Origin of the sequence: Winogradskyella bathintestinalis (assembly GCF_030407435.1) — a bacterium.
In the GTDB taxonomy this organism is placed as follows: Bacteria; Bacteroidota; Bacteroidia; order Flavobacteriales; family Flavobacteriaceae; genus Winogradskyella; species Winogradskyella bathintestinalis.
In genome coordinates, this window is the sequence record NZ_JASDDK010000001.1 from 1113978 (window position 1) to 1136028 (window position 22051).

General features: G+C 34.3%; 18 protein-coding genes. 11 read left to right on the forward strand and 7 right to left on the reverse strand.

Annotated elements, in window-relative coordinates; translation table 11 throughout:
* Positions 1-35 precede the first annotated feature (35 nt).
* The 4 genes from QMA06_RS04640 to surE all read right to left on the reverse strand — a co-directional run bounded on the left by QMA06_RS04640 (position 36) and on the right by surE (position 4889).
* Entirely contained in the window at positions 36-2066 is a 2031-nt protein-coding gene (locus tag QMA06_RS04640) for a ComEC/Rec2 family competence protein (RefSeq protein ID WP_290205682.1), read from the reverse strand.
* A gap of 249 nt (positions 2067-2315) precedes the next feature.
* The gene (locus QMA06_RS04645) at positions 2316-2825 is read right to left on the reverse strand and encodes a C40 family peptidase (protein WP_290205683.1); all 510 of its coding nucleotides are present in this window, start codon (positions 2823-2825) and stop codon (positions 2316-2318) included.
* Positions 2826-2828: 3 nt separating this feature from the next.
* Positions 2829-3989 carry a lipid-A-disaccharide synthase gene (lpxB, locus tag QMA06_RS04650; RefSeq protein WP_290205684.1) on the reverse strand — a complete coding sequence of 387 codons (1161 nt, stop codon included), beginning with the start codon at positions 3987-3989 and terminating at the stop codon, positions 2829-2831.
* Positions 3990-4115: 126 nt separating this feature from the next.
* Positions 4116-4889, reverse strand: a complete 774-nt coding sequence (gene surE / locus QMA06_RS04655; RefSeq protein ID WP_290205685.1) for a 5'/3'-nucleotidase SurE — start codon at positions 4887-4889, stop codon at positions 4116-4118.
* 256 nt (positions 4890-5145) lie between these two features.
* On the opposite strand from surE, the gene QMA06_RS04660 reads away from it, so the two are divergent.
* A complete protein-coding gene (locus QMA06_RS04660; RefSeq protein WP_290205686.1) occupies positions 5146-7335 on the forward strand; it encodes a carboxy terminal-processing peptidase in 2190 nt (729 codons plus the stop codon).
* An 8-nt stretch (positions 7336-7343) separates the two neighbouring features.
* The gene (locus tag QMA06_RS04665) at positions 7344-8438 is read left to right on the forward strand and encodes an ABC transporter permease (protein ID WP_290205687.1); all 1095 of its coding nucleotides are present in this window, start codon (positions 7344-7346) and stop codon (positions 8436-8438) included.
* 7 nt (positions 8439-8445) lie between these two features.
* Here the strand turns inward: QMA06_RS04665 and QMA06_RS04670 are convergent, their stop codons facing one another.
* The 3 genes from QMA06_RS04670 to QMA06_RS04680 all read right to left on the reverse strand — a co-directional run bounded on the left by QMA06_RS04670 (position 8446) and on the right by QMA06_RS04680 (position 10661).
* Positions 8446-9093, reverse strand: coding sequence for a hypothetical protein (locus QMA06_RS04670; protein ID WP_290205688.1), 648 nt, complete (start codon positions 9091-9093; stop codon positions 8446-8448).
* Between the two features lie 43 nt (positions 9094-9136).
* A complete protein-coding gene (gene yihA, locus QMA06_RS04675; RefSeq protein ID WP_290205689.1) occupies positions 9137-9754 on the reverse strand; it encodes a ribosome biogenesis GTP-binding protein YihA/YsxC in 618 nt (205 codons plus the stop codon).
* A gap of 142 nt (positions 9755-9896) precedes the next feature.
* Positions 9897-10661, reverse strand: a complete 765-nt coding sequence (locus tag QMA06_RS04680; RefSeq protein WP_290205690.1) for an alpha/beta fold hydrolase — start codon at positions 10659-10661, stop codon at positions 9897-9899.
* A 455-nt stretch (positions 10662-11116) separates the two neighbouring features.
* On the opposite strand from QMA06_RS04680, the gene mraZ reads away from it, so the two are divergent.
* The 9 genes from mraZ to murG all read left to right on the forward strand — a co-directional run bounded on the left by mraZ (position 11117) and on the right by murG (position 22044).
* Positions 11117-11587 (forward strand): division/cell wall cluster transcriptional repressor MraZ, encoded by a 471-nt coding sequence (mraZ, locus tag QMA06_RS04685; RefSeq protein WP_290205691.1) that lies wholly within the window; start codon positions 11117-11119, stop codon positions 11585-11587.
* The gene (rsmH, locus tag QMA06_RS04690) at positions 11574-12470 is read left to right on the forward strand and encodes a 16S rRNA (cytosine(1402)-N(4))-methyltransferase RsmH (protein WP_290205692.1); all 897 of its coding nucleotides are present in this window, start codon (positions 11574-11576) and stop codon (positions 12468-12470) included. The genes mraZ and rsmH overlap by 14 nt, the downstream gene beginning before the upstream one ends.
* A 219-nt stretch (positions 12471-12689) precedes the next feature.
* A complete protein-coding gene (locus QMA06_RS04695; RefSeq protein ID WP_290205693.1) occupies positions 12690-13007 on the forward strand; it encodes an FtsL-like putative cell division protein in 318 nt (105 codons plus the stop codon).
* A gap of 87 nt (positions 13008-13094) precedes the next feature.
* Positions 13095-15107 (forward strand): penicillin-binding protein, encoded by a 2013-nt coding sequence (locus QMA06_RS04700; RefSeq protein WP_290205694.1) that lies wholly within the window; start codon positions 13095-13097, stop codon positions 15105-15107.
* Complete coding sequence (locus QMA06_RS04705; protein WP_290205695.1) at positions 15104-16567, forward strand: UDP-N-acetylmuramoyl-L-alanyl-D-glutamate--2,6-diaminopimelate ligase; 1464 nt, start codon at positions 15104-15106, stop codon at positions 16565-16567. Before QMA06_RS04700 ends, QMA06_RS04705 begins: the two co-directional genes overlap by 4 nt.
* Before the next feature lie 149 nt (positions 16568-16716).
* Entirely contained in the window at positions 16717-17958 is a 1242-nt protein-coding gene (gene mraY / locus QMA06_RS04710) for a phospho-N-acetylmuramoyl-pentapeptide-transferase (protein WP_290205696.1), read from the forward strand.
* A 61-nt stretch (positions 17959-18019) separates the two neighbouring features.
* A complete protein-coding gene (murD, locus tag QMA06_RS04715) occupies positions 18020-19426 on the forward strand; it encodes a UDP-N-acetylmuramoyl-L-alanine--D-glutamate ligase (protein WP_290205697.1) in 1407 nt (468 codons plus the stop codon).
* A gap of 193 nt (positions 19427-19619) precedes the next feature.
* The gene (locus tag QMA06_RS04720; protein ID WP_290205698.1) at positions 19620-20807 is read left to right on the forward strand and encodes an FtsW/RodA/SpoVE family cell cycle protein; all 1188 of its coding nucleotides are present in this window, start codon (positions 19620-19622) and stop codon (positions 20805-20807) included.
* A gap of 106 nt (positions 20808-20913) precedes the next feature.
* Positions 20914-22044: an undecaprenyldiphospho-muramoylpentapeptide beta-N-acetylglucosaminyltransferase gene (murG, locus tag QMA06_RS04725; protein ID WP_290205699.1), complete on the forward strand. Its 1131-nt coding sequence runs from the start codon at positions 20914-20916 to the stop codon at positions 22042-22044.
* Positions 22045-22051: the final 7 nt, after the last annotated feature.

Below are 22051 nucleotides of genomic sequence, written 5' to 3' on the forward strand. Positions count from 1 at the left end.
AAGTGAAATGGCTGAGCTCTACTAACAATAAATATCTACTCTATTATAAAAGCTCCCTTTTCATTGGTTTGATGATAAGGGATTTTTTTATGCGCACAAGTAGCCTTCCAGCGTTTTAAATACGATTTGTAATTACTGCCATCAGCAATGATTAGATTAGGTTTTAAACTGTCGATAACCCTGTTGAAATTCAATCTTGGGGAATTACGTAATACGATATAATCTGGATGAAACGAAACGCCTTTATAAATAGCTAAACTATCAATAGCTAAAATAATTTTATTTTTATATTGATAAACGAATTGTAAACTATCCGAAGCAATTTCATCAATAGATTCACCAACTTTATAATTTTTAATGGCATAGTTAGATATTAGTTGAGCTGAATCTAAATTATGAAACAGGTTTAATTTCTCCTTCTCTTTTATACCAAACATTGAATAACGGCTCTTATTAAAAATTATAAAATTGTCATTTTTGTTATCATGTTTGTTATAAATGAAAATACCTTGAAACACCATTATGGTGACTAGTCCAAATGCTGTCCATTTAAAATTTCGAAATTTATAAATTTGAATAAAAGCCACTATCATGGCGTAACATATAATAACTTGAAGAATCGTAAAAGGAATATCTCTAAACAGAAAATTTTCAAACTGGGCGACCCAAGCAATAAAGTTATTTAGAGTGTTTATCACAAAGCTATAGACAGATACCACAGGCTTTGGTAGAAAGCCAATCAATGCCATGGCAATTACTAGTATTCCAAAACCAAGAATTAAGCCTAAAAATGGAATCACGACTAAATTTGAAATAAAAAATAAGCCAGGAAACTGATGAAAATAAAGTAAACTAATAGGTGCAACTCCTACTTGTGCAGCTAATGTTACCGTAAAAATTTGCCAGGGTTTATCAATAATCCAGTATTTAGGCTTCCATAGTTTATAAATAATGGGTTGTATACTTACAATTCCTAAAACGGCCAAATAGCTCATTTGGAATCCAACCGCAAAAAGAAATGTAGGTTTAAATAACAGTATCACAAATGCAGAAATTACTAGTGTGTTATATATATTAGTTCGTCGCTTAAGATGCATAGCAATACTAATAATACTAAACATGGTGACAGCTCGTGTTACTGACGGTGACAAGCCTGCTATGACAGCAAAACACCAAAGAATTGTGATTAAAATAAAAGGTCTTATAAAATTGCCATATTTTAAATAGAGAAGCGGTCTAAATATAAAATTAAGAATCCATAAAATTATGCCTACATGTAATCCCGAAACTGCCAAAATGTGGATTGTTCCGGAATTCACATAATTGTTGTAAATATTCTTATCAATCGTTTGTCGTTGCCCTAGTAGTAACGCATTCATTATACTTAATGCGTCCTTCTTGAATCCTGCATCGATAAGTTTTGTATTAATTTGAGTTCTTAAAGCGTCAGCATAACCATAAATAGTCGTTTTTGAATCTGAAACTTTTAAGATATTATCAGTGTTTAAATACAATTGATGATATACCTGCTGTAATTCTAAAAATTTACTATAGTCAAATTGATATGGATTTAATGGTTTTTGAATGTCTTTCAATTGTGATGACGTGAAGAATACATCATCAACGTTAATTTGTTCTGAAAGACTATCGCGCTGTAGGTTTATCAATAAATGTCCTGTCGCTATTTTGTTATCGAAGGATTTTAAGGCTACAATATATTTACGATTATAAGCATCTGGTTTTAGGCGTTTTTCAATTTGAAATGTAAATGAATTATAATTTTTAGTAGACTTAAGATTGGTATAATGTTGCGGTCTTAGTTTTTCATTTTGGAGATTATACGACAACATTCCAATGCCTACCATAGAGAGGTAAACCATGATTCCAAAATATGGAGTACGATTAATTTTAGATCTTAAGTTCAACCAATAAGCTCCAAGTAAACCAATGGAGCCTATTGTGATATATAGCACTATTTGGAAATTCAGTGTTATATAATGCGCTGAAAGAATCCCTAAAACCAAAAAAATGGTCAACTTAATGATGGTGAAATTTAGTAACTTCATAATATATAGTAAGTTACTAAAAATTTTAATGTAATAAGAGAGTGAAAATATTTATCTAAAAAGAGGTTAAGTAATGCGAAAGCAATCGAAACATCATAATTCTAAACCGTTAAATCAAGATGCCTACTACGTTAAGATGTAAAATTAAATTCCTGTTATTGAAATATGTTGAGTGCGTACATTTTTAATAGCTGTCGTTATGTTTTTTAGGGCTTAATTTTCCTATCAAAGAAATCATAATTGTAAAAGCTACAGCACACGTCTAGCCTGTACAAAAGCGAAATACCAATATTTTTCAGCAATGGAAGATGTCATTACTCCTCGGCTACTAGAAGCGTGTATAAACTCAACATTTCCAGTTCTTACATTAGTAACAATACCGACGTGATTTACTTTTCTACTATTTTTATTTGTCGCAAAAAATACTAAATCTCCAACATTTACGGATTTGAGATCTACCCAATCGCCCGTTCCTTGAAGTCCTGACGTAGTTCTAGGTAAAGTGACGTTATGTTTTTTAAAACTTGTGTAAATAAGGCCTGAGCAATCCATGCCTTTTTTTGTGGTGCCACCGTACTTATATCTTGTACCATCAAAAGTTTGAGCAAAGTTAACAACAGACTCAGCCATCTTCGAAGGTTTGGCAGTCGTATTGACCTTAACAGTGTGGGTTTGCTTTTTTTTACTGGAATAAGATTTTTTAGATTTACAGCTACTCGCTAATAAAAGCAGAATTATAAATGGGATGATATGCTTCATTTATTAATTTATTCGGTTTTTGTTTTCAGTATCTTCAAGCGTGGATATTCTATTATTGTTAACGGCCTCATATATTAACTCAGCAGTTTTTTTACTAGCACCACGTCCTCCTAATGTTTTCTCTAATTCGTAATAATCCAAAAATAATTGCTCTCGTTTTTCGGAATTCAAAATGGCAGTTAATTCTTTCTTTAATCGGCTTTTATTTAAATCTCCCTGAATGAGTTCGGTAACCACCTCTCTTTTCATAATTAAATTCACCAATGAAATATATTTCAATGTTATAATGTGCTTTGCAATTTGATATGAAATGGTATTAGCTTTATAGCACACGACTTGTGGAACTTTAAACAAAGCAGTTTCTAAGGTTGCAGTTCCGGAAGTTACAATAGCAGCAGTAGAAATACTCAATAAATCATAGGTCTTATTTGATATAAAACGAATATTTTTCTTCTTAATAAAACGCCTGTAAAATTCGTAATCTTGACTAGGTGCTCCTGCAATTACAAATTGAAAATCGTTGAAATCGTCAACTATACTCAACATTACACCAAGCATTTTTGTGATTTCTTGTTTACGGCTTCCAGGTAATAATGCAATAATCGGATGGTCGCCAAGATGGTGTTCTTTTCTAAATGCGCTATCATTAACCTGTGGTCTATCTGCGATAGCATCAATTAAGGGGTGACCCACAAAATTGACATTGTAATTGTATTTTTTATAAAAATCTTTTTCGAAAGGAAGAATGCAATACATGGCATCGACATAACGCTTTATTTTTTCTACTCTACTTGCTCTAGATGCCCAAACTTGAGGGGAAATATAATAATGGGTTTTAAAATTGTGCTCTTTGGCCCATTTTGCAATTCTAAGATTAAATCCTGAATTATCAATAAAAATTATTACATCTGGTTCAAACCTTTCAATATCAGACTTACAATATTTTATTTGCCTCAATACTTTTCGCAGGTTGAGAATGACCTCAGCAAACCCCATGAATTGCCGTTCTTTATAATGCATTACTAACTCCCCGCCAATAGATTGCATTAAATCGCCTCCCCAAAACCTAATGTTTGCCTTTTCATCTTTTTGAAATAAGGCTTTCATAAGATTAGAACCGTGCAAATCTCCCGAAGCCTCACCAGCTATGATATAATATTTCATAAATTTGAGTAAGGAATTATATGGATTTTAGCCATGTCATTTTTTATAAAATCTATATATTTTGTCATTCACAATATTACTAATCTCGATTCTTGCTATAAAAAAAGTAATCGCATCTCGATTTTTTTAATCATTCAAGTTCCAAGTATTTAATTGTTGTATGGATTTGTGTGCTGTTAAATCAAAATGTACAGGAACAACTGACACATAGCCATGCTCCAAAGCCCATTCGTCTGTATCTTCACCGTTATCCATATTAACAAATTTACCAGTTAACCAAAAATAATCACGTCCAGCTGGGTTGGTGCGCTTATCAAATTCTTCTTTCCAGTTGGCACGAGCTTGTCGGCAGACTTTAATTCCTTTTATGGCTTCTTTTTCAAGATTCGGTAAGTTAACATTCAACACTACACCTTCGGCTAATCCGTGTTTTAAAACTTGTCTTGTAATAGTCTCAACGAAAGATTTACAATGTTCAAAATTAGCATTCCAATTATAATCTAAAAGTGAAAATCCTATCGCAGGAATTCCTTCAATTCCGGCCTCTAGTGCGGCGCTCATAGTTCCAGAATAAATAACGTTAATTGAAGAATTAGAACCATGATTTATACCCGAAACACAAATGTCAGGCCGTCTATCTAAAATTTCATTAACAGCAAGTTTAACGCAATCGGCAGGAGTTCCAGAACAACTATACTCGGGTTGTTCTCCATCTATAGTTACTTTTTCCATGTATAAGGTTGAGTTGATGGTGATCGCATGGCCCATGGCACTTTGAGGACTATCTGGAGCTACAACCACGACGTCTCCAATGGTATTCATAACGGAAATTAAAGTTCGTAGACCAGGCGCTGTAATACCGTCATCGTTGGTCACTAAAATTAAAGGGCGTGCAGACATAGTGTACAAAAGTTTAATACGACGTAAAAATACTAAAAAAGGGATGGTTTTATAAGTAAACGTGGCTTTAACAAAAAATTAGTGCCATGTTTTTTTATGGCACGGTTTTTTCTTCTATTTTAGTGAAATATTGAATGCCTACTTATTTAATAATTATGTTTATACAACGAGCCAATGAGGGGTGTTCATATTTTAGGTTATGATGAACGGTAAACGTTAAACATAATTTTTTACGCAATTAAAAAAAAATAGAATAATGAGAGGGAATTATAAGTTTTTACTACTGGCATTGTTGATCGCCTTTGCGTCATGTAGTTTTACTAGCAAAAAATTTGACGATCCAGATAAGGATAAATTGCTCATACAGCTTATAACATATTTATTAGACCAAGGGCATTTTGATCCAAAAGATATTGATGATGAGTTTTCATCACATGTTTTCGGAGCATATTTAGATAATATAGATCCATTTAAGCGCTATTTTTATGCGTCGGACATTAAGGAGTTTGAGGCCTATAAAGACAAAATAGACGATGAGATTAAAGCGTACGATGTATCTTTCTTTAATCTTACACACCAACGTTTGTTACAACGAATTGAGGAATCAAAAGCAATATATTCTGACATTTTAAGTAAACCTTTCGATTTTTCTAAACAGGAAGACTATAATGCAGATTATGAAAAACTCGCCTATGTTAATGATAAACGCGAAATGAAAGAAAGGTGGCGTCAACAGCTTAAATTCTCTACTATTGCGAATTATGACGATGCTTTTGCGCAACGAGATATAGATCTTAATGCAAATCCAAATCCAAATCCGAATGGAAATGATGCGGATAATACCGCTACAAAAAAAGAGAAATCGAAAGTGAAGAAAACGCTAAAAGAATATGAGTCTGAAGCGCGATTAACCACAAAAAAATCACTCGATGAACTTTATGATTATATTGAAGATAGGAGACGTCAAGATTGGTTTTCAGTATATATAAATGCTATTGTAGAAGAGTTTGACCCTCATACATTTTATTTCGCTCCAGAAGATAAAGAACGTTTCGATAGAGATATTTCTGGTAAATTTGAAGGCATCGGAGCACGTTTACAGAAGAAAGTAGATGGCATTATGGTGAATGAAATTATCAGTGGCGGACCAGCTTGGAGAGCAAATGAACTTGAAGTCGGAGATCAAATTCTTAAAGTGAAGCAAGAGGATGAAGACAAGCCTATAACTGTTGTAGGCATGCGATTAGACGATGCTATAAAATTTATTAAAGGCCCAAAAGGTACGGTAGTAACCTTAACGCTTAAAAAGGTTGATGGCACCATTCAAGATATATCAATAAAACGAGATGTAGTGGAGTTAGAGGAAACTTATGCTAAATCCTCAACGGTAGAAAAAGATGGTAAAACCTTTGGAATTATTAATCTTCCAAAATTTTATATCAGTTTTGATGACTATAGCGAACGAAATGCAGCGTCAGACATTAAACAAGAAATTTTAAGGTTGAAAGAACAAGGAGTTGAAGGTTTAGTTATGGATTTAAGAAACAACGGTGGGGGTTCCTTACAGACAGTTGTTGATATTGCAGGGTTGTTTATTGAAGAAGGACCTGTGGTACAAGTGAAAACGACTGGTGAGGCTAAAGAAGTTCTTAGCGATAAAGATAAATCCATTCTTTGGGATGGACCTTTGGTTATTTTGGTGAATGAATTATCGGCTTCTGCTTCTGAGATTCTTGCCGCGGCAATGCAAGATTATAAGAGAGGTATTGTTATAGGTAGTAAACAAACCTACGGAAAAGGAACTGTACAAACGGTGATGGATTTAAACCGAATGGTTAGAAATAATACGAAAGGCGATATGGGAGCTTTGAAGTTTACTACTCAAAAATTCTATAGAATTGATGGAGGTTCCACACAGCTAGAAGGGGTGAAAAGTGATGTGGTGGTTCCAGACCGTTATAGTTATATTAATATTGGTGAAAAAGATCAAGAAAATCCATTGCCATGGGATAAAATTGACGCCGCTGACTATGATGTTTGGGAAAATTATTTCGATTACGATACTACTATTCGTAAAAGTAAAGCACGTATGGCGGCAAACGAGCAACTAAAACTTATAGATGCTAATGCGCAATGGGTGAAAAAAATTAGAGATCGTGAAACTTATTCTTTAAATTATGATAACTATAAGAAAGAAATGCAAGTTAACGAGGAAGAAGCAAAACGCTTTTCTAAACTCTCAGAATATCAAACAGACTTAACTTTTAACTCTTTGCCTTATGAATTAAAATTGATGGATAAGGATTCTGTTTTAATGGAAAAGCGTAACCGATGGCACAAGGCGTTAGCAAAAGATGTGTATGTTGAGGAAGCTATAAATGTTCTTAATGATATAAAGATGGCGTATGCCGTAAAAAATAAAGTTGCTAATTCTGTGAAGAATTAAACGTATCAATGAATACTCAAAATAATTCATTATCAACACTTGCGCTTCAAAAGTTTAAAAAAAACTTTTGGGGCGTTTTTAGTTTGGGTATAATTAGTTGTATCGGATTGATTTCTATTTTTGCATATGTGTTTGCGCCAGATGCTTCAAAAAATGCCAATCAGATGCATTTGTCTATTCATTCCAAATCACCTGGTTTTAAAGTGCAGATGCTAACGATTCCTTCAGGTATTAATTCTGAACAAAATGTCTTTTCTAAACTATTCTTCGGAAAAAATAATACAGATACTGAAGTTCCTATTCAATCTTACCAGATAAGCGGAAATAAATTAAATTATACTGAATATGCTTCCGATGGTTTAAAAGGACTTGAAAAACAAATCGATTTATCCAAATTCCCAAATTCAAATTATAAAAATTATATAGACAACAGAAGCTTTATTTTCGGTACCGATAAATATGGAAGAGATTACTTAAGCCGAATTTTAATTGGCTCAAGAATATCTTTTTTCATCGGTTTTGTCGCTGTTTTTATTTCCTTGATCGTTGGGCTTTTGATGGGTAGCATTGCAGGTTATTATGGAGGTAAAGTGGATGCATTCATTATGTGGATTATTAATATTACTTGGTCAATTCCCACGTTATTATTAGTAATTACTATAACTTTAGCTTTAGGAAAAGGTTTTTGGCAAGTATTTATAGCAGTGGGTTTAACCATGTGGGTAGAAGTGGCGAGAGTGGTTAGAGGGCAAATTATCAGTGCTAAGGAAATGCAATACATCACAGCGGCAAGAGCTTTGGGTTATAACGATTATAGAATAATAACTAAGCATATTCTGCCCAATATTTTTGGACCATTAATCGTTATTTCAGCCGCTAATTTTGCAGCAGCCATATTAATAGAAAGTGGCTTAAGCTTTTTAGGAATCGGCGCGCAACCACCAATGGCAAGTTGGGGAGCAATGATAAAGGATCATTACAATTATATTATTCTAGGAAAACCATATTTAGCCCTGATTCCTGGAATTTGTATTATGTTGTTGGTGATGGCTTTTATGTTGGTTGGAAATGCTTTGCGCGATGCTTTGGATGTAAAAGGTTAAATTTACATTAGTCTTTGCTGCCGAAAAATAGAGTCCAATTTTCAGACTTTAAATGCTCTGCAAACAGATCGGCTCTATATTCTCCATTTCTCAGTAAGGTTTCTCCATTTGGTCTTATAGCAGCATAAGAGCCACACAATGTACTTTTTAAAAATATATGTGTCCTGAAATAATTATTACGATCTAAGAAAAAATATTCATTTAGTTTATTTCGTTTGTTATTAAGTTCTATGCCTTTTTCAAATAAACAAATAAATATAATGTCCTTTTTATTAAGTTTAGTTCTTATTGGGTTAGTAAATTTTTTACGACTATTAATTTTGGTTCTAGTCCATCTATTATTTCTTGTATCTGTGCATAAATCGTTTTTGTAATAATATTCTATGATTAATAGGCTACTATCTGAAATTTTGAGAGAAGTGATGTTTTCAATTTCTGTTTTTATGTCGGAATAATCAAATTTTCCGTATCGATATAAATCTTCTTTTAAGGTGTTATAGCGTTTTCCATCACTTCCTATACTATCCCATCGACTTAAGCCTAAGTCCTGATGTCTCCATTTTTCCTGAAAATAACTTGCACTAACCGTATTTCCTTTTTCGTCAATATGAATTTTCTGCTGACTCATAGCGACCGATGTTAGAACGATTGCCATTAATAAACAGATTTGGAGTTTCATCTTTATATTATTAAAATAATTATGTGTTAGATTTCAAGTTTTCAATCTCATCATTCGTAGCACCTATAAAGTCCAAAACGGCATCCTTACCAATACCCTTAGAAGAGGACGTCACGAAATAAGGTGGCAATTCCTCCCAAGTTTTAAGTAATACCTGGCAGTAGTCGTCCACATGGCGTTCAATCGCTTTAGGTTTCAATTTATCGGCTTTGGTAAATATGATAGCAAACGGAATACCACTTTCGCCCAAATACTGCATAAATTCTAAATCTATAGGCTGTGGTTTGTGTCTAATATCGACAAGTACAAATGCAGAAAGTAATTGCTGCCGCTGTTCAAAATAATTGGTTATAAATTGCTGGAATTTTTTCTTAGAAGATTTAGAAACACGGGCATAACCATAACCTGGCAAATCTACCAAATACCAATTATCATTAATGACAAAATGATTAATTAACTGTGTTTTTCCTGGTCGTCCAGAGGTTTTAGCCAAGCTCTTACGGTCGGTTAACATATTAATCAACGACGATTTCCCCACGTTACTTCGCCCTATAAAGGCATATTCAGGTAAGTTGTTTTTGGGGCATTTAGCCACTTCAGAATTACTAACTACAAATTCGGCTGATTTTATTTTCATCTTTAGTTCCCATAGGGATGGGATCTTTTTTAATTATACGTTATGGTAATTTAGGCGCCAAATATATTAGAACATATAAGTTTAAAGCACGTTATTTTCCTGTATTTCGTTTGTTTAAGGAAGAAATTAGATATAAGCTTACCTAAAAACCGCGCTTCTCAAGCCAAGTTTTCAAAATTATATTAAATTCCTCAGGATGCTCCATCATTGCCGCATGTCCGCATTTGTCAATCCAATGCAATTCAGAATCTGGTAATAAATCATGAAATTCTTCGGCAACTTCAGGCGGAGTAACATTGTCATTTTTACCCCAAATTATGCAAACGGGAGTATTCATATTCGGTAAATCTTTAGCCATATTGTGTCTAATAGCACTCTTGGCAATCGCTAAAGTTTTAATGAGTTTATTTCTGTCATTTACCGTTTCATAAACTTCGTCTACTATTTCTTTAGTAGCAACTTCCGGATCGTAAAAAACATCTTGAGCTTTCTTTTTTATAACCTCGTAATCACCGCGTTTAGTATAGCCACCACCCATGGCGCTTTCGTAAAGTCCAGAGCTACCAGTGATAATAAGTGCTTTTACTTTTTGAGGATGCAATTTAGTATAGTATAACCCAATATGTCCTCCAAGCGAGTTTCCTAAAATAATGACTTCATCAAGCTTTTTAAACGCAATAAAATCTTTTAAATATTTAGCAAAGTTTTTAACGTTGGTCTTTATTAATGACATGGAATAGATTGGTAATTCCGGAATTATTACCTTGTAGCCATTGGTGCTAAAATGATTAGTTACGGCATCAAAATTACTGAGTCCCCCCATCAATCCGTGCAACACAATTATCGGTGTGCCTTCTCCAACTTCAATATATCTAAAATCCTTTTCTTTCTTTAAAAGGTGTGCCATGTGCAAGTTAGTGCTTGTGTGTTAAAAACAAATATACTCATTACACTTAGTTTTTCGGATAATTTAGTAAAATTATTTTTCATGTCTCAAGGCTAAAATTCATAGCGTCCCATGAGTTACAAAATTAATTTTTTAACAAAAGAAATTATAAAAAGTAGATGCTTAACCTCTACCTGATTAGATAGAATAATAACAAGACTAGATGCCAAAATTGTTTTTAAAATAGATTTTTAAAATTCTGATACTGTTAACAAGATATAAACATCAACTTAAGCGATTCCTGAATTATCAATTTGGTACCTATTGACCAGTATGGTTGAATTTGTTTTATGTGAATTGTATTTGAAACAATTTCTCATTTAAAACTTATCAACAAATGTGGTAGAATGTGGTAAAAAGTGGTGTTTTTTTCAATATCTTTGAATCTTAATCGTTAAAGTGGTAAGATTAGTCTTTTGAATTCATTTATAGGAACATACGAATGTAAAGCTGATGCCAAAGGTAGGTTAATGATACCTGCTGTGCTAAAAAAGCAGCTCTCATCGGCTTTGCAAGATGGTTTTGTTTTAAAGCGCGCTGTTTTTCAGCCGTGTTTAGAACTGTATCCTATGTCTGAGTGGAACACAATGATGGAGAAGATTAACAAACTTAATCGTTTTAAGAAAAAGAATAATGACTTTATAAGACGGTTTACCGCCGGAGTTAAAATCGTTGAGGTGGATAGTACAGGTCGATTATTGATTCCTAAAGATTTAATCAGTTTTTCGGGTATAAGTAAGCAAGTGGTATTGGCCTCTGCTGTAAATATTCTAGAAATTTGGGATAAAGATAAATACGAACAAGCTATTGACGATGCGGCATCAGATTTTGCTGATTTAGCTGAAGAAGTAATGGGCCAAGAGGATGAAGAATATGGAGTATCATAATGCAGTATTACTTAAAGAAACCGTCGATGGTTTAGCAATTAAACCAGATGGTGTGTATGTCGATGTCACCTTTGGAGGTGGTGGACACAGTCGTGAAATATTATCGAGATTGGGGCCTAACGGAAAGTTATACGCGTTCGATCAAGATAAGGATGCGGTAGTTAATACTATAGATGATGAGCGTTTTGTGCTTATAGGTGAGAATTTTAGACATATCAAACGATTTTTAAGGTTTTACGGCGTAAGGGAGGTTGATGGAGTTTTAGCTGATTTCGGAGTGTCGTCGCATCAATTCGATGTTGCCGAACGTGGTTTTTCTACAAGATTCGAAGCGGATTTAGATATGCGCATGAATCAAGAAAATAAGTTGTCTGCTTTTGAAGTGGTTAATAATTATGACGAAGAGCAATTAAAAGGAGTGTTTTTACAATATGGTGAGTTGCGACAAGCCCCAGCAATGGCAAGGGTGATAGTTGAAGCTCGTAAAAATGAAAAAATTATAACAAGCGAACAATTAAAAACGGTTTTAAAGAAATTTTTAAACCATCAGAAAGAAAATAAAGTGTTGGCGCAAATCTATCAAGCCATCCGTATAGAAGTTAATCAAGAAATCGAAGTTTTAAAAGAGTTATTGCTTCAAATGCCTGAAATTCTAAAGAAAAATGGGCGCTTAAGTTTTATCTCCTATCATTCTTTAGAAGATAGGTTAGTTAAGCGTTTTATAAGAAACGGTTTGTTTGAAGGTGAACCTGAGCGCGATGTGTTTGGGAATTTTGAGGTGCCTTTAAAAAAGGTAGGTGGATTGATTATTCCTTCAAAAGAAGAAATAAAGGTAAATAACCGCGCACGTAGTGCTAAGCTTAGGGTCGCAGAAAAATTATAATTGCAATTACAGTTGTTTTTATTCGAATTGTTTTGAAATTATAAAAAAAAGTAACCGTCAATAGTTTTTCGATCTTTTAAGAGTTCTATGGCTGCGAAGCGAAATTGACCTCATAATCTTTAAGGTGTAAGTGAATTGTTAATAAGAGATACGGCCAACTAAAATCAGTTTGTTTTTATAGTTGATTAAATAAAGATTCTTCCTTACATAGGGAATGTGATGAAAAAAAATGTCTACCACATATTAAGAGGTAAGTTTCTAATCAGTGATGATTCGTTTAAGAATTGGCGCATTATCATTTTGATTTCAATATTGGCTATTATAATGATAGCAAGTTCGCATAAAGCCGATCAAAAAGTCTATGAAATTGCAAAATTGACTAATGAAGTAAAAGAACTACGTTCAGCTTTTGTGGATAAAAGAGGAAAACTAATGCAGCTAAAAAAAGAATCTTTTGTAGAGGCAGAAATGAAAGACAAAGGAGTTGGGATTTCTTTAAACCCACCAACCAAAATAATAGTTAAGCCTTCTGAGTAGAGGTATATAAAGTCTCAAATAGGTTTATAAAAACTTTGAGCATAATTAGATTTCAAGAAATACTAAAAAAACGCAAGAATAACAACTTTGGCAACAACAGAAAAAAACATATTAAAAAGATTATACTTCGTAGCTGGCTGCTTGTTTGTGTTCGCCTTGGCTGTGGTGTTTAAGCTTGTTGATATTCAGTTTGTTCAAGGTGATCAGTATAGGGCGCTTGCTGACAAAACGACTACAAGAGATTTTCCTATCCCGGCAAATCGTGGTAATGTGTATTCGGCAGATGGTAGTTTATTGGCGACTTCAATTCCAAAATATGATATCAGAATTGATGCCATTCAGGCAAAGGACGCCACTTTTGAAAAACATATTAATGCGCTAGCAGATTCACTTCATGCTTATAAAGGTAAACCAGTTTCTTATTATAAAAATATCATTAGAAAAGCTCGAAAAAATAAAAACAGATATTTCCTTTTAGCTCGAAACATTAGCTATTCCGATTATATCCGAATGCGAAATTTTCCTTTACTCAATCTTGGTGCTATAAAAGGGGGATTAATTGTTGAGCAAACAACGAGACGCGAACATCCAATGGGAGGTGTTGCTTCGCGTTCTATCGGTTACGAACGATTTGATGAAGATGGCAATGTAAGTAGAGCGGGAATCGATGGAGCTTTCGGAGTTAAATATTTACGAGGAACCAATGGCAAACGTCGAAAGCAAAAAATTGGTAATGGACAATGGAAGCCTATTGCAGATTTCGACCAAGTAGAGCCCAAGGATGGCTATGACGTTTATACCACTATAGATGTTAATATTCAAGATATTGCACATCATTCTCTATTAAAACAATTAGAACTGTATGAGGCTGAGCATGGCTGTGTAGTAGTGATGGATGTGAAAACGGGAGAGGTGAAAGCTATAGCTAATTTAGCTAAAACTTCAAAAGGAACTTACTACGAGAAACGTAATTACGCAGTTTACGAAGCGCAAGAGCCAGGATCTACGTTTAAAGTTATGGCTTTGATGGCTGCTTTAGAGGATAAGGTTGTTGATACGTCTACTGTTGTTGATACAAAGAATGGTAGAAAGAAATTTTATGGGCGTTATATAACAGATTCTGGGAGTGGCTTTGGTGCAATTTCAGCGGCACGTGCTTTAGAAGTGTCTTCAAATATTGGTTTAGCTTCAATTATAGATGATAATTATGCCAAGCAACCACAAAAATTTATAGACCATTTAAAGGCTTGGAAACTCAATGATTCATTAGATATTTCAATTATGGGTGAAGGTGTTCCAGATATTCCAGAGCCTGGTGCTTCAAATTGGAGTAGAAATGCATTGCCTTCCATCGCATACGGTTACAACTTAACTATTACACCTTTACAGACGCTAACGTTTTACAATGCTATTGCAAACAATGGCGAAATGATAAAGCCGCGTTTTATCAAATCCGTCAAGTCTTTTGACAAACCTATCGAAGTGTTTGAAAAAGAGGTGATGATTGATAAAATTTGCTCTAATAAAACCTTGGCTGAAATCCAAGATGTACTAAAGAACGCCGTTATTCGTGGTACAGGAAAACGTATGTATTCTGAGACCTTTTCTATGGCTGGTAAAACAGGTACCGCAAGAACCAATTATGCGGACGTGGAAAAATGGTATAAAGATAAAAAGTATGTATCCTCTTTTGCTGGGTATTTTCCTGCTGACAATCCTAAATATTCTTGCATCGTTGTTATCCATGAGCCAAGTACAAAAGTGGGTTACTATGGAGCCGATGTTTCCGGACCTGTTTTTAAAAGAATTGCCCAGAAAATTTATACAGATACCCCAATTATAGATAAAATCGAAACACTCAATTTTGAGCATAATTTGGTTAATGAAGATTACGAGAATTATTTTGAAAACGCTCGGAAATATAGAGAATTAATGCCAAGTGTTATTGGTATGCCTGCAATGGATGCCATAGCTTTATTAGAAAATTTACAAGTTGATATAAGAATTAAACTAACCGGAAGTGGTATCATAAAAAAACAATCTGTTGAAAAGCATCAGAAATTACAAACCAATCAAACAATTGTTTTAGACGCGTCATGATGGTTTTAAAAGACATATTGTATAAGGTTACCATTAACGCAGTCGTTGGCAGCACAGGTATAACGGTTGGCAAGATTGAATTCGATTCACGTCAAATTAAAACTAATGATGTTTTTGTGGCGATTTCTGGATCAATTACCGACGGTCATAATTATATAAAACAAGCCATAGTAAACGGAGCTACCGCTATAGTTTGTGAAACGCTTCCAGAGCATTTAGAAGATGGTCTCACCTACATAGAGGTCGTTAATTCTAATCGGGCTTTGGCTTTTATGGCGAATAATTTTTATGGTCAACCTTCAGAAAATTTAAAACTTGTCGGTGTAACAGGAACCAATGGAAAGACAACAGTTTCAAGCTTGTTGTACCAACTTTTTAAAAGTGCAGGTTATAAAGTTGGGCTTTTGTCTACCGTAAAAATAATGGTAGATAATACAACCTATAAGGCCACGCATACCACACCAGATTCGTTAACAATCAATAAATACCTTCAGTTAATGAATACGGAAGGTGTCGAATTTTGTTTTATGGAAGTGAGTTCGCACGGTATTCATCAAAGTAGAACCGAAGGTTTAAAATTCGAAGGTGGCATTTTCACTAATCTATCGCACGATCATTTAGATTATCACGATACATTTTTGGAATACAGAGATGTTAAAAAGAAGTTTTTTGACCAGTTACCAAAAACGGCTTTCGCATTATCTAATATAGATGATAAAAATGGTTTGGTGATGTTTCAAAATACACAAGCCAAAAAATATACGTATGCGTTAAAAAATTATGCTGATTATAGAGCTCAGATTTTAGAAAATGAATTCAGTGGTTTGTTATTAAAGATCAATGAGAGCGAATTATGGACACGTTTAATCGGAAGTTTTAATGCTTATAATATTTTGGCTATTTACGGTGCGGCCGAATTATTAGGTTTAGAAAAAAATGAGATTTTAAGACTGATTAGTGAACTTGAAAATGTAGCTGGACGCTTTCAGTATTTTATTTCGAATGAAAAAATTACGGCTATTGTAGATTATGCACACACTCCAGATGCTTTAAAGAATGTGCTAGAAACTATAAACGACATTAGGACCAAAAATGAAACACTCATTACTGTTGTTGGTTGTGGTGGCAATAGAGATAAAACAAAGCGTCCAAAAATGGCAAATATTGCTTCAGCGCTGAGTACTAAGGTGATTTTAACAAGTGATAATCCTCGAAACGAAGTGCCTGAAACCATTATTGAGGACATGGAAAAAGGGGTTGAACCCCAAAATTTCAAAAAAACATTAGCCATAACCGATAGAAAACAGGCGATAAAAACGGCATGCCAAATGGCGGGGCCTAATGATATCATTCTCATTGCTGGGAAAGGCCATGAAAATTATCAAGAAATTAAAGGAGAGCGCTTTGATTTTGATGATTATAAAATCGTTCAAGAGTATTTGAGACAACTGCAAAAGTAGAAGAAAGCGGGAAGCGCGAAATTAAACGCTCAACATAGAAAAATCAAATCAATTAATCTGTAAGTGACATAGCAGATGTGAATTGAAAGAGTAAAGAGCAATTGCTCAAGAATTTTAAAACAAAGGAAATAAATAATTAATAAAATACAATGCTGTATTACCTATTCGAATATTTAGAAACGCAGTTCCAGTTTCCGGGAGCAACACTTTTTGGGTTTATAACCTTTAGAGCGGCGGTGGCAATCATATTGTCGTTATTGATTTCTACAATTTATGGTAAACGCATTATTCGGTTTTTACAAAGGCAACAGGTGGGTGAAACCATTCGCGATTTAGGATTAGAAGGTCAAGTTGAAAAAGCAGGGACACCAACCATGGGTGGAATTATCATCATTCTAGCCACCTTAATTCCTGTATTGTTGCTGGCAAAGCTCGAGAATATATATATCATTCTATTGATTGTTACAACACTTTGGATGGGAACTATAGGGTTTATAGATGATTACATTAAAAAGTTTAAAAACGATAAAGAAGGCTTAAAAGGGAAGTTCAAAGTATTAGGCCAGGTAGGATTAGGAATTATTGTTGGCGCTACATTATTTTTTCATAATGACGTGACCATAAAGGAAAAACTACCAATTCAGCAGCAAAATGAATTGCGAGTTGAAAATCCAGATGTACAAGCGGCTAAATTATTTAAACCTGAAGAAAAGTCAACAAAAACGACCATTCCTTTTGTGAAAAATAATGAGTTTGATTATTCAGATTTAATTACTTGGATTAGTCCTGATTTGGAAAAATACGCATGGATAGTTTTTATAATAGTGAGCATTTTTATTATAACAGCTGTTTCAAATGGTGCAAATCTCACGGACGGAATTGACGGACTTGCAGCCGGAACATCGGCTATAATTGTTTTAACTCTAGGAATATTTGCATGGGTTTCTAGTAACATTGTTTTTTCGGAATACTTAGATATTATGTACATCCCAAGAGCAGAAGAAATTACGATTTACATCGCAGCATTTGTAGGGGCATTAATTGGGTTTCTTTGGTACAATACTTTTCCGGCGCAAGTATTTATGGGAGATACAGGAAGTTTAACTATAGGTGGAATTATAGCAGTTATTGCTATTGCCGTTAGAAAAGAATGGTTAATCCCTGTGTTATGTGGCATATTCTTGGCTGAAAATTTATCGGTTGTAATGCAAGTCAGTTATTTCAAATATACCAGGAAAAAGTTTGGTGAAGGGCGACGCATTTTTAAAATGTCACCATTACATCATCATTATCAGAAATCAGGATATCACGAAAGTAAGATTGTGACGCGGTTTTGGATTATAGGAATTTTACTTGCTATAATCAGTATTGTAACACTAAAAATTAGATAACCAATTCCTACGAAAGCAGGAGTTTTATAATTGAAAATGACGAACGAACGTTAGGAACTGAATGAACGAAGAGAGAATTTACCGGCAGAATGAAAAGTCCTTCGCTTTTGAGGAGGTCCCCAAACGTCGGGATAGAAAAGGGCTTTTAGTGATTCTCGGTGGAGGCGAAAGTGGTGTAGGAACAGCATTACTGGGTAAAGCTAAAGGATACGAAGTATTTGTATCAGATAAGGGAAAAATTAAAGAAAAGTATAAACACGTTCTTTTAAATAATGAGATTGAATTTGAAGATGAACAGCATACGGACTCAAAAGTTCTAAATGCAGACATCGTCATGAAAAGTCCAGGAATTCCAGATAATGTGGCTTTAGTAAAGCAAATTCGTGAAGCAGGAATCAAAGTGGTTTCTGAAATTGAATTCGCGTCAAAATTTACGGAGGCAACTGTGGTAGCTATAACTGGCAGTAATGGCAAAACCACCACAGCCACATTAACACATCATCTTTTAAAACAAGAATTAGATGTTGGTTTAGCGGGAAATATTGGAGATAGTTTTGCCAATCAGATTTTAGATAAGGATCATGATAACTACGTCTTGGAAATTAGCAGTTTTCAATTGGATGATATCATTGATTTTAAACCGAAAATTGCAGTGCTGACTAATATCACACCAGATCATTTAGACAGGTACGATTATAAATTTGAAAACTATATCGCATCAAAATTTAGAGTGGTGGAGAATCAAACGGAAGACGATTATTTCATTTACGATGCAGACGATGAAGTCATTGCTCAATATTTGCAAACGCATCAAATTCATTCCAAAAAATTACCTTTTTCATTAACGAAAGTTATTGAGCAAGGTGCCTATTTAGACAATAATAAGATAATAATAACAATAGATAATAATCAAATCATTATGCCAACAAATAATTTAGCATTAGAGGGAAAGCACAACGTGAAAAATGCAATGGCAGCTTCTACTGTTGCGCATTTATTAAAAATAAGAAAACAAACAATACGTGAAAGTTTGGAGAATTTTCAAGGGGTAGAACATCGCTTAGAGCACGTATTAAAAATTAATAAAGTACAGTATATAAACGATTCTAAAGCAACGAATGTTAATGCAACTTATTTTGCGTTAGAAAGCATGGATGCACCAACGGTATGGATTGTGGGAGGTGTCGATAAAGGCAACGAATACAGAGAATTATTTCCATTTGTGAACGAAAAAGTAAAGGCCATTATATGTTTGGGTGTTGATAATGCAAAGCTTTTGGAGACCTTTGGGAAGATGGTCGATGTAATTATCGAAACGCAATACATGAGCGAAGCCGTAAAAATTGCTTATAAATTAGCGAGTGCTGGAGATAATGTATTGTTGTCACCGGCGTGTGCAAGTTTCGATTTGTTTGAAAATTATGAAGATAGAGGGCGTCAATTTAAGAATGCTGTCAGGAATTTATAATTCTGTCATTACGGATTCCTACTTATAGTTGCGAGTAGTAAAAGAAGGAAGGAACTGTTAAAGCCTAAACATCAATAGAGAAGTAGAATATCTAGTGGATAACAAGAAGTATTTACGGAGTTAATTGAAATATACAATACGTTAATAAATAACCAGTTGAAATTTTCTCTAATTAGGAGAAGTTTGAAAGACCATGGGAAGCATATTTAAACAAATAAAAGGAGATAAAGCCATTTGGGCAATAGTTGCACTATTGGCTATATTTTCGTTTATGCCTGTTTATAGTGCTGCTAGTAATTTGGCAAATAGCGGCAATACAAATACATTTTCTTTTTTTGTAAAACACTTTATGCACCTGCTCTTGGGCTTTGTAATTATGTTTGGTATTCATAAGGTGCCCTATAAATATTTTCGTGGTTTATCCATGATTATGATTCCAATAGTGTTTGTTTTATTGATAGTTACCATGCTTCAAGGGACAACGATAGATGGGGCAAATGCCAGCCGTTGGATACAGATACCTATTGTTAATATGTCTTTTCAAACGTCAACTTTGGCGGCTGTTGTTCTAATGGTCTATGTGGCTCGTTATTTGTCTAAAATTCAAGATAAACAAGTTAGTTTTAAAGAGTCGTTGCTTCCGCTATGGGGGCCGGTTTTTTTAATCTTAATTCTTATTTTACCAGCTAATTTTTCAACTACAGCAATCATATTTACTATGGTAATGATGTTGACATTTATTGGCGGTTACCCTATGAAGTATCTATTAATTATTTTAGGATCAGGATTATTGGCATTAACCATGTTTATTTTGGTGGCAAAGGCATTTCCAGATACCATGCCGAATAGAGTGGATACGTGGATGAGTAGAATTGAAAATTTTTGGAATGGTGAGGATACGGAAGCTGATTATCAGATTGAAAAAGCCAAAATTGCTATTGCCACCGGAATTACACCATTAGGGCCTGGAAAAAGTGTGCAAAAGAACTTTTTGCCGCAGTCATCCTCCGATTTTATTTTCGCGATTATTATCGAAGAATACGGTTTGTTCGGGGGAGTTTTTCTAATGATATTATATCTGTGGTTATTATTTCGAATCGTGATTGTCAGCCATAAATCAGATACCATATTCGGGAAATTATTGGTTTTGGCTGTCGGCCTACCAATCGTGTTCCAAGCTTTAATAAATATGGCAGTTGCTGTTGAGTTGTTTCCTGTTACGGGGCAGACTTTACCATTAATTAGTAGTGGTGGAACCTCTATTTGGATGACTTGTTTAGCAATAGGCATAATATTAAGTGTCAGTGCAAAGCGCGAAGAATTAAAGGAAAAAGAAGATGCTGAAGATAATCCTTTGGCGGTGTTGAGAGAGACGATTTAAAATTTACGATATGTAAAACATGAATTCAAAAATCAACATCACGAAAAAATAAAAGTAGAATATAAATGGAAGGTTGCAAAATTAATAAAGAGGGAAATCGTAAGCTTTGAATCTTAAATCTAAAACATATCGATTCATATTATCAGGTGGCGGCACAGGGGGACACATCTATCCTGCGGTAGCTATAGCGGACGAATTAAAGTTGCGCCATCCTGATGCAGAATTCTTGTTTGTTGGTGCTTCCGACCGTATGGAAATGGATAAAGTGCCACAAGCGGGCTATAAAATTGAAGGCTTATGGATTTCAGGTATTCAGCGCAAATTGACGTTGAGGAATTTAGCATTTCCGTTTAAGTTAATAAGCAGTTTATTACGGTCAAGAAAAATTGTAAATGCATTTAAACCAGATGTGGTTATTGGAACTGGAGGTTTTGCAAGTGGCCCCTTATTGCAAGTAGCGTCTTCGAAAGGCATTCCTAGTTTAATACAAGAACAGAATTCGTTTCCGGGAATCACAAACAAGTTATTAGGCAAAAAAGTAAATACCATTTGTGTGGCTTATGAAGGGTTGGAAAAATTCTTCCCAAAAGATAAAATTAAACTAACGGGAAACCCAATTCGAAAGGATTTATTAGACGTTAAGAATAAAAAAATAGAAGGTAAAGACGCTTTCGCATTAAAGCATGATAAAAAAACACTTTTAGTTTTAGGTGGAAGTTTAGGAGCGCGACGCATCAACCAATTAATTGAAGCGAATATTACATTTTTTGAAGCTCAAAATGTCGAAGTCATCTGGCAGTGTGGAAAGTTATATTTCGATCAGTATAAGAAACACAATACCTTAAAAAATGTGCAAATTCACGCTTTTTTAAATCAGATGGATTTGGCTTATGCAGCGGCAGATGTTATCATTTCTAGAGCGGGCGCGATTTCGGTCTCAGAATTATGCATCGTTGGTAAACCTGTGGTTTTTATTCCGTCACCAAATGTGGCTGAAGACCATCAAACAAAAAATGCAAAATCGGTTGCAGATAAAAATGCGGCAATCTTAATACGAGAACAAGATTTAGATACTGATTTTCAAAATGAATTTTCTCAATTGATTATTGATCAAATAAAGCAAGAGGAATTAAGTGAAAACATCAAAGCTTTGGCTTTAGTAAATGCCACGAATGCTATTGTGGATGAGGTTGAAAAACTATTACAAAAGAACCCAACGTACAATTCCTATAAATAAGATATTG

Coding starts and splice junctions, on each gene's coding strand:
- QMA06_RS04640 (WP_290205682.1), bottom strand. CDS start 2,066: ATGAAGTTACTAAATTTCACCATCATTAAGTTGACCATTTTTTTGGTT.
- QMA06_RS04645 (WP_290205683.1), bottom strand. CDS start 2,825: ATGAAGCATATCATCCCATTTATAATTCTGCTTTTATTAGCGAGTAGC.
- lpxB (WP_290205684.1), bottom strand. CDS start 3,989: ATGAAATATTATATCATAGCTGGTGAGGCTTCGGGAGATTTGCACGGT.
- surE (WP_290205685.1), bottom strand. CDS start 4,889: ATGTCTGCACGCCCTTTAATTTTAGTGACCAACGATGACGGTATTACA.
- QMA06_RS04660 (WP_290205686.1), top strand. CDS start 5,146: ATGAGAGGGAATTATAAGTTTTTACTACTGGCATTGTTGATCGCCTTT.
- QMA06_RS04665 (WP_290205687.1), top strand. CDS start 7,344: ATGAATACTCAAAATAATTCATTATCAACACTTGCGCTTCAAAAGTTT.
- QMA06_RS04670 (WP_290205688.1), bottom strand. CDS start 9,093: ATGGCAATCGTTCTAACATCGGTCGCTATGAGTCAGCAGAAAATTCAT.
- yihA (WP_290205689.1), bottom strand. CDS start 9,754: ATGAAAATAAAATCAGCCGAATTTGTAGTTAGTAATTCTGAAGTGGCT.
- QMA06_RS04680 (WP_290205690.1), bottom strand. CDS start 10,661: ATGGCACACCTTTTAAAGAAAGAAAAGGATTTTAGATATATTGAAGTT.
- rsmH (WP_290205692.1), top strand. CDS start 11,574: ATGGAGTATCATAATGCAGTATTACTTAAAGAAACCGTCGATGGTTTA.
- QMA06_RS04695 (WP_290205693.1), top strand. CDS start 12,690: ATGAAAAAAAATGTCTACCACATATTAAGAGGTAAGTTTCTAATCAGT.
- QMA06_RS04705 (WP_290205695.1), top strand. CDS start 15,104: ATGATGGTTTTAAAAGACATATTGTATAAGGTTACCATTAACGCAGTC.
- mraY (WP_290205696.1), top strand. CDS start 16,717: ATGCTGTATTACCTATTCGAATATTTAGAAACGCAGTTCCAGTTTCCG.
- murD (WP_290205697.1), top strand. CDS start 18,020: ATGAACGAAGAGAGAATTTACCGGCAGAATGAAAAGTCCTTCGCTTTT.
- QMA06_RS04720 (WP_290205698.1), top strand. CDS start 19,620: ATGGGAAGCATATTTAAACAAATAAAAGGAGATAAAGCCATTTGGGCA.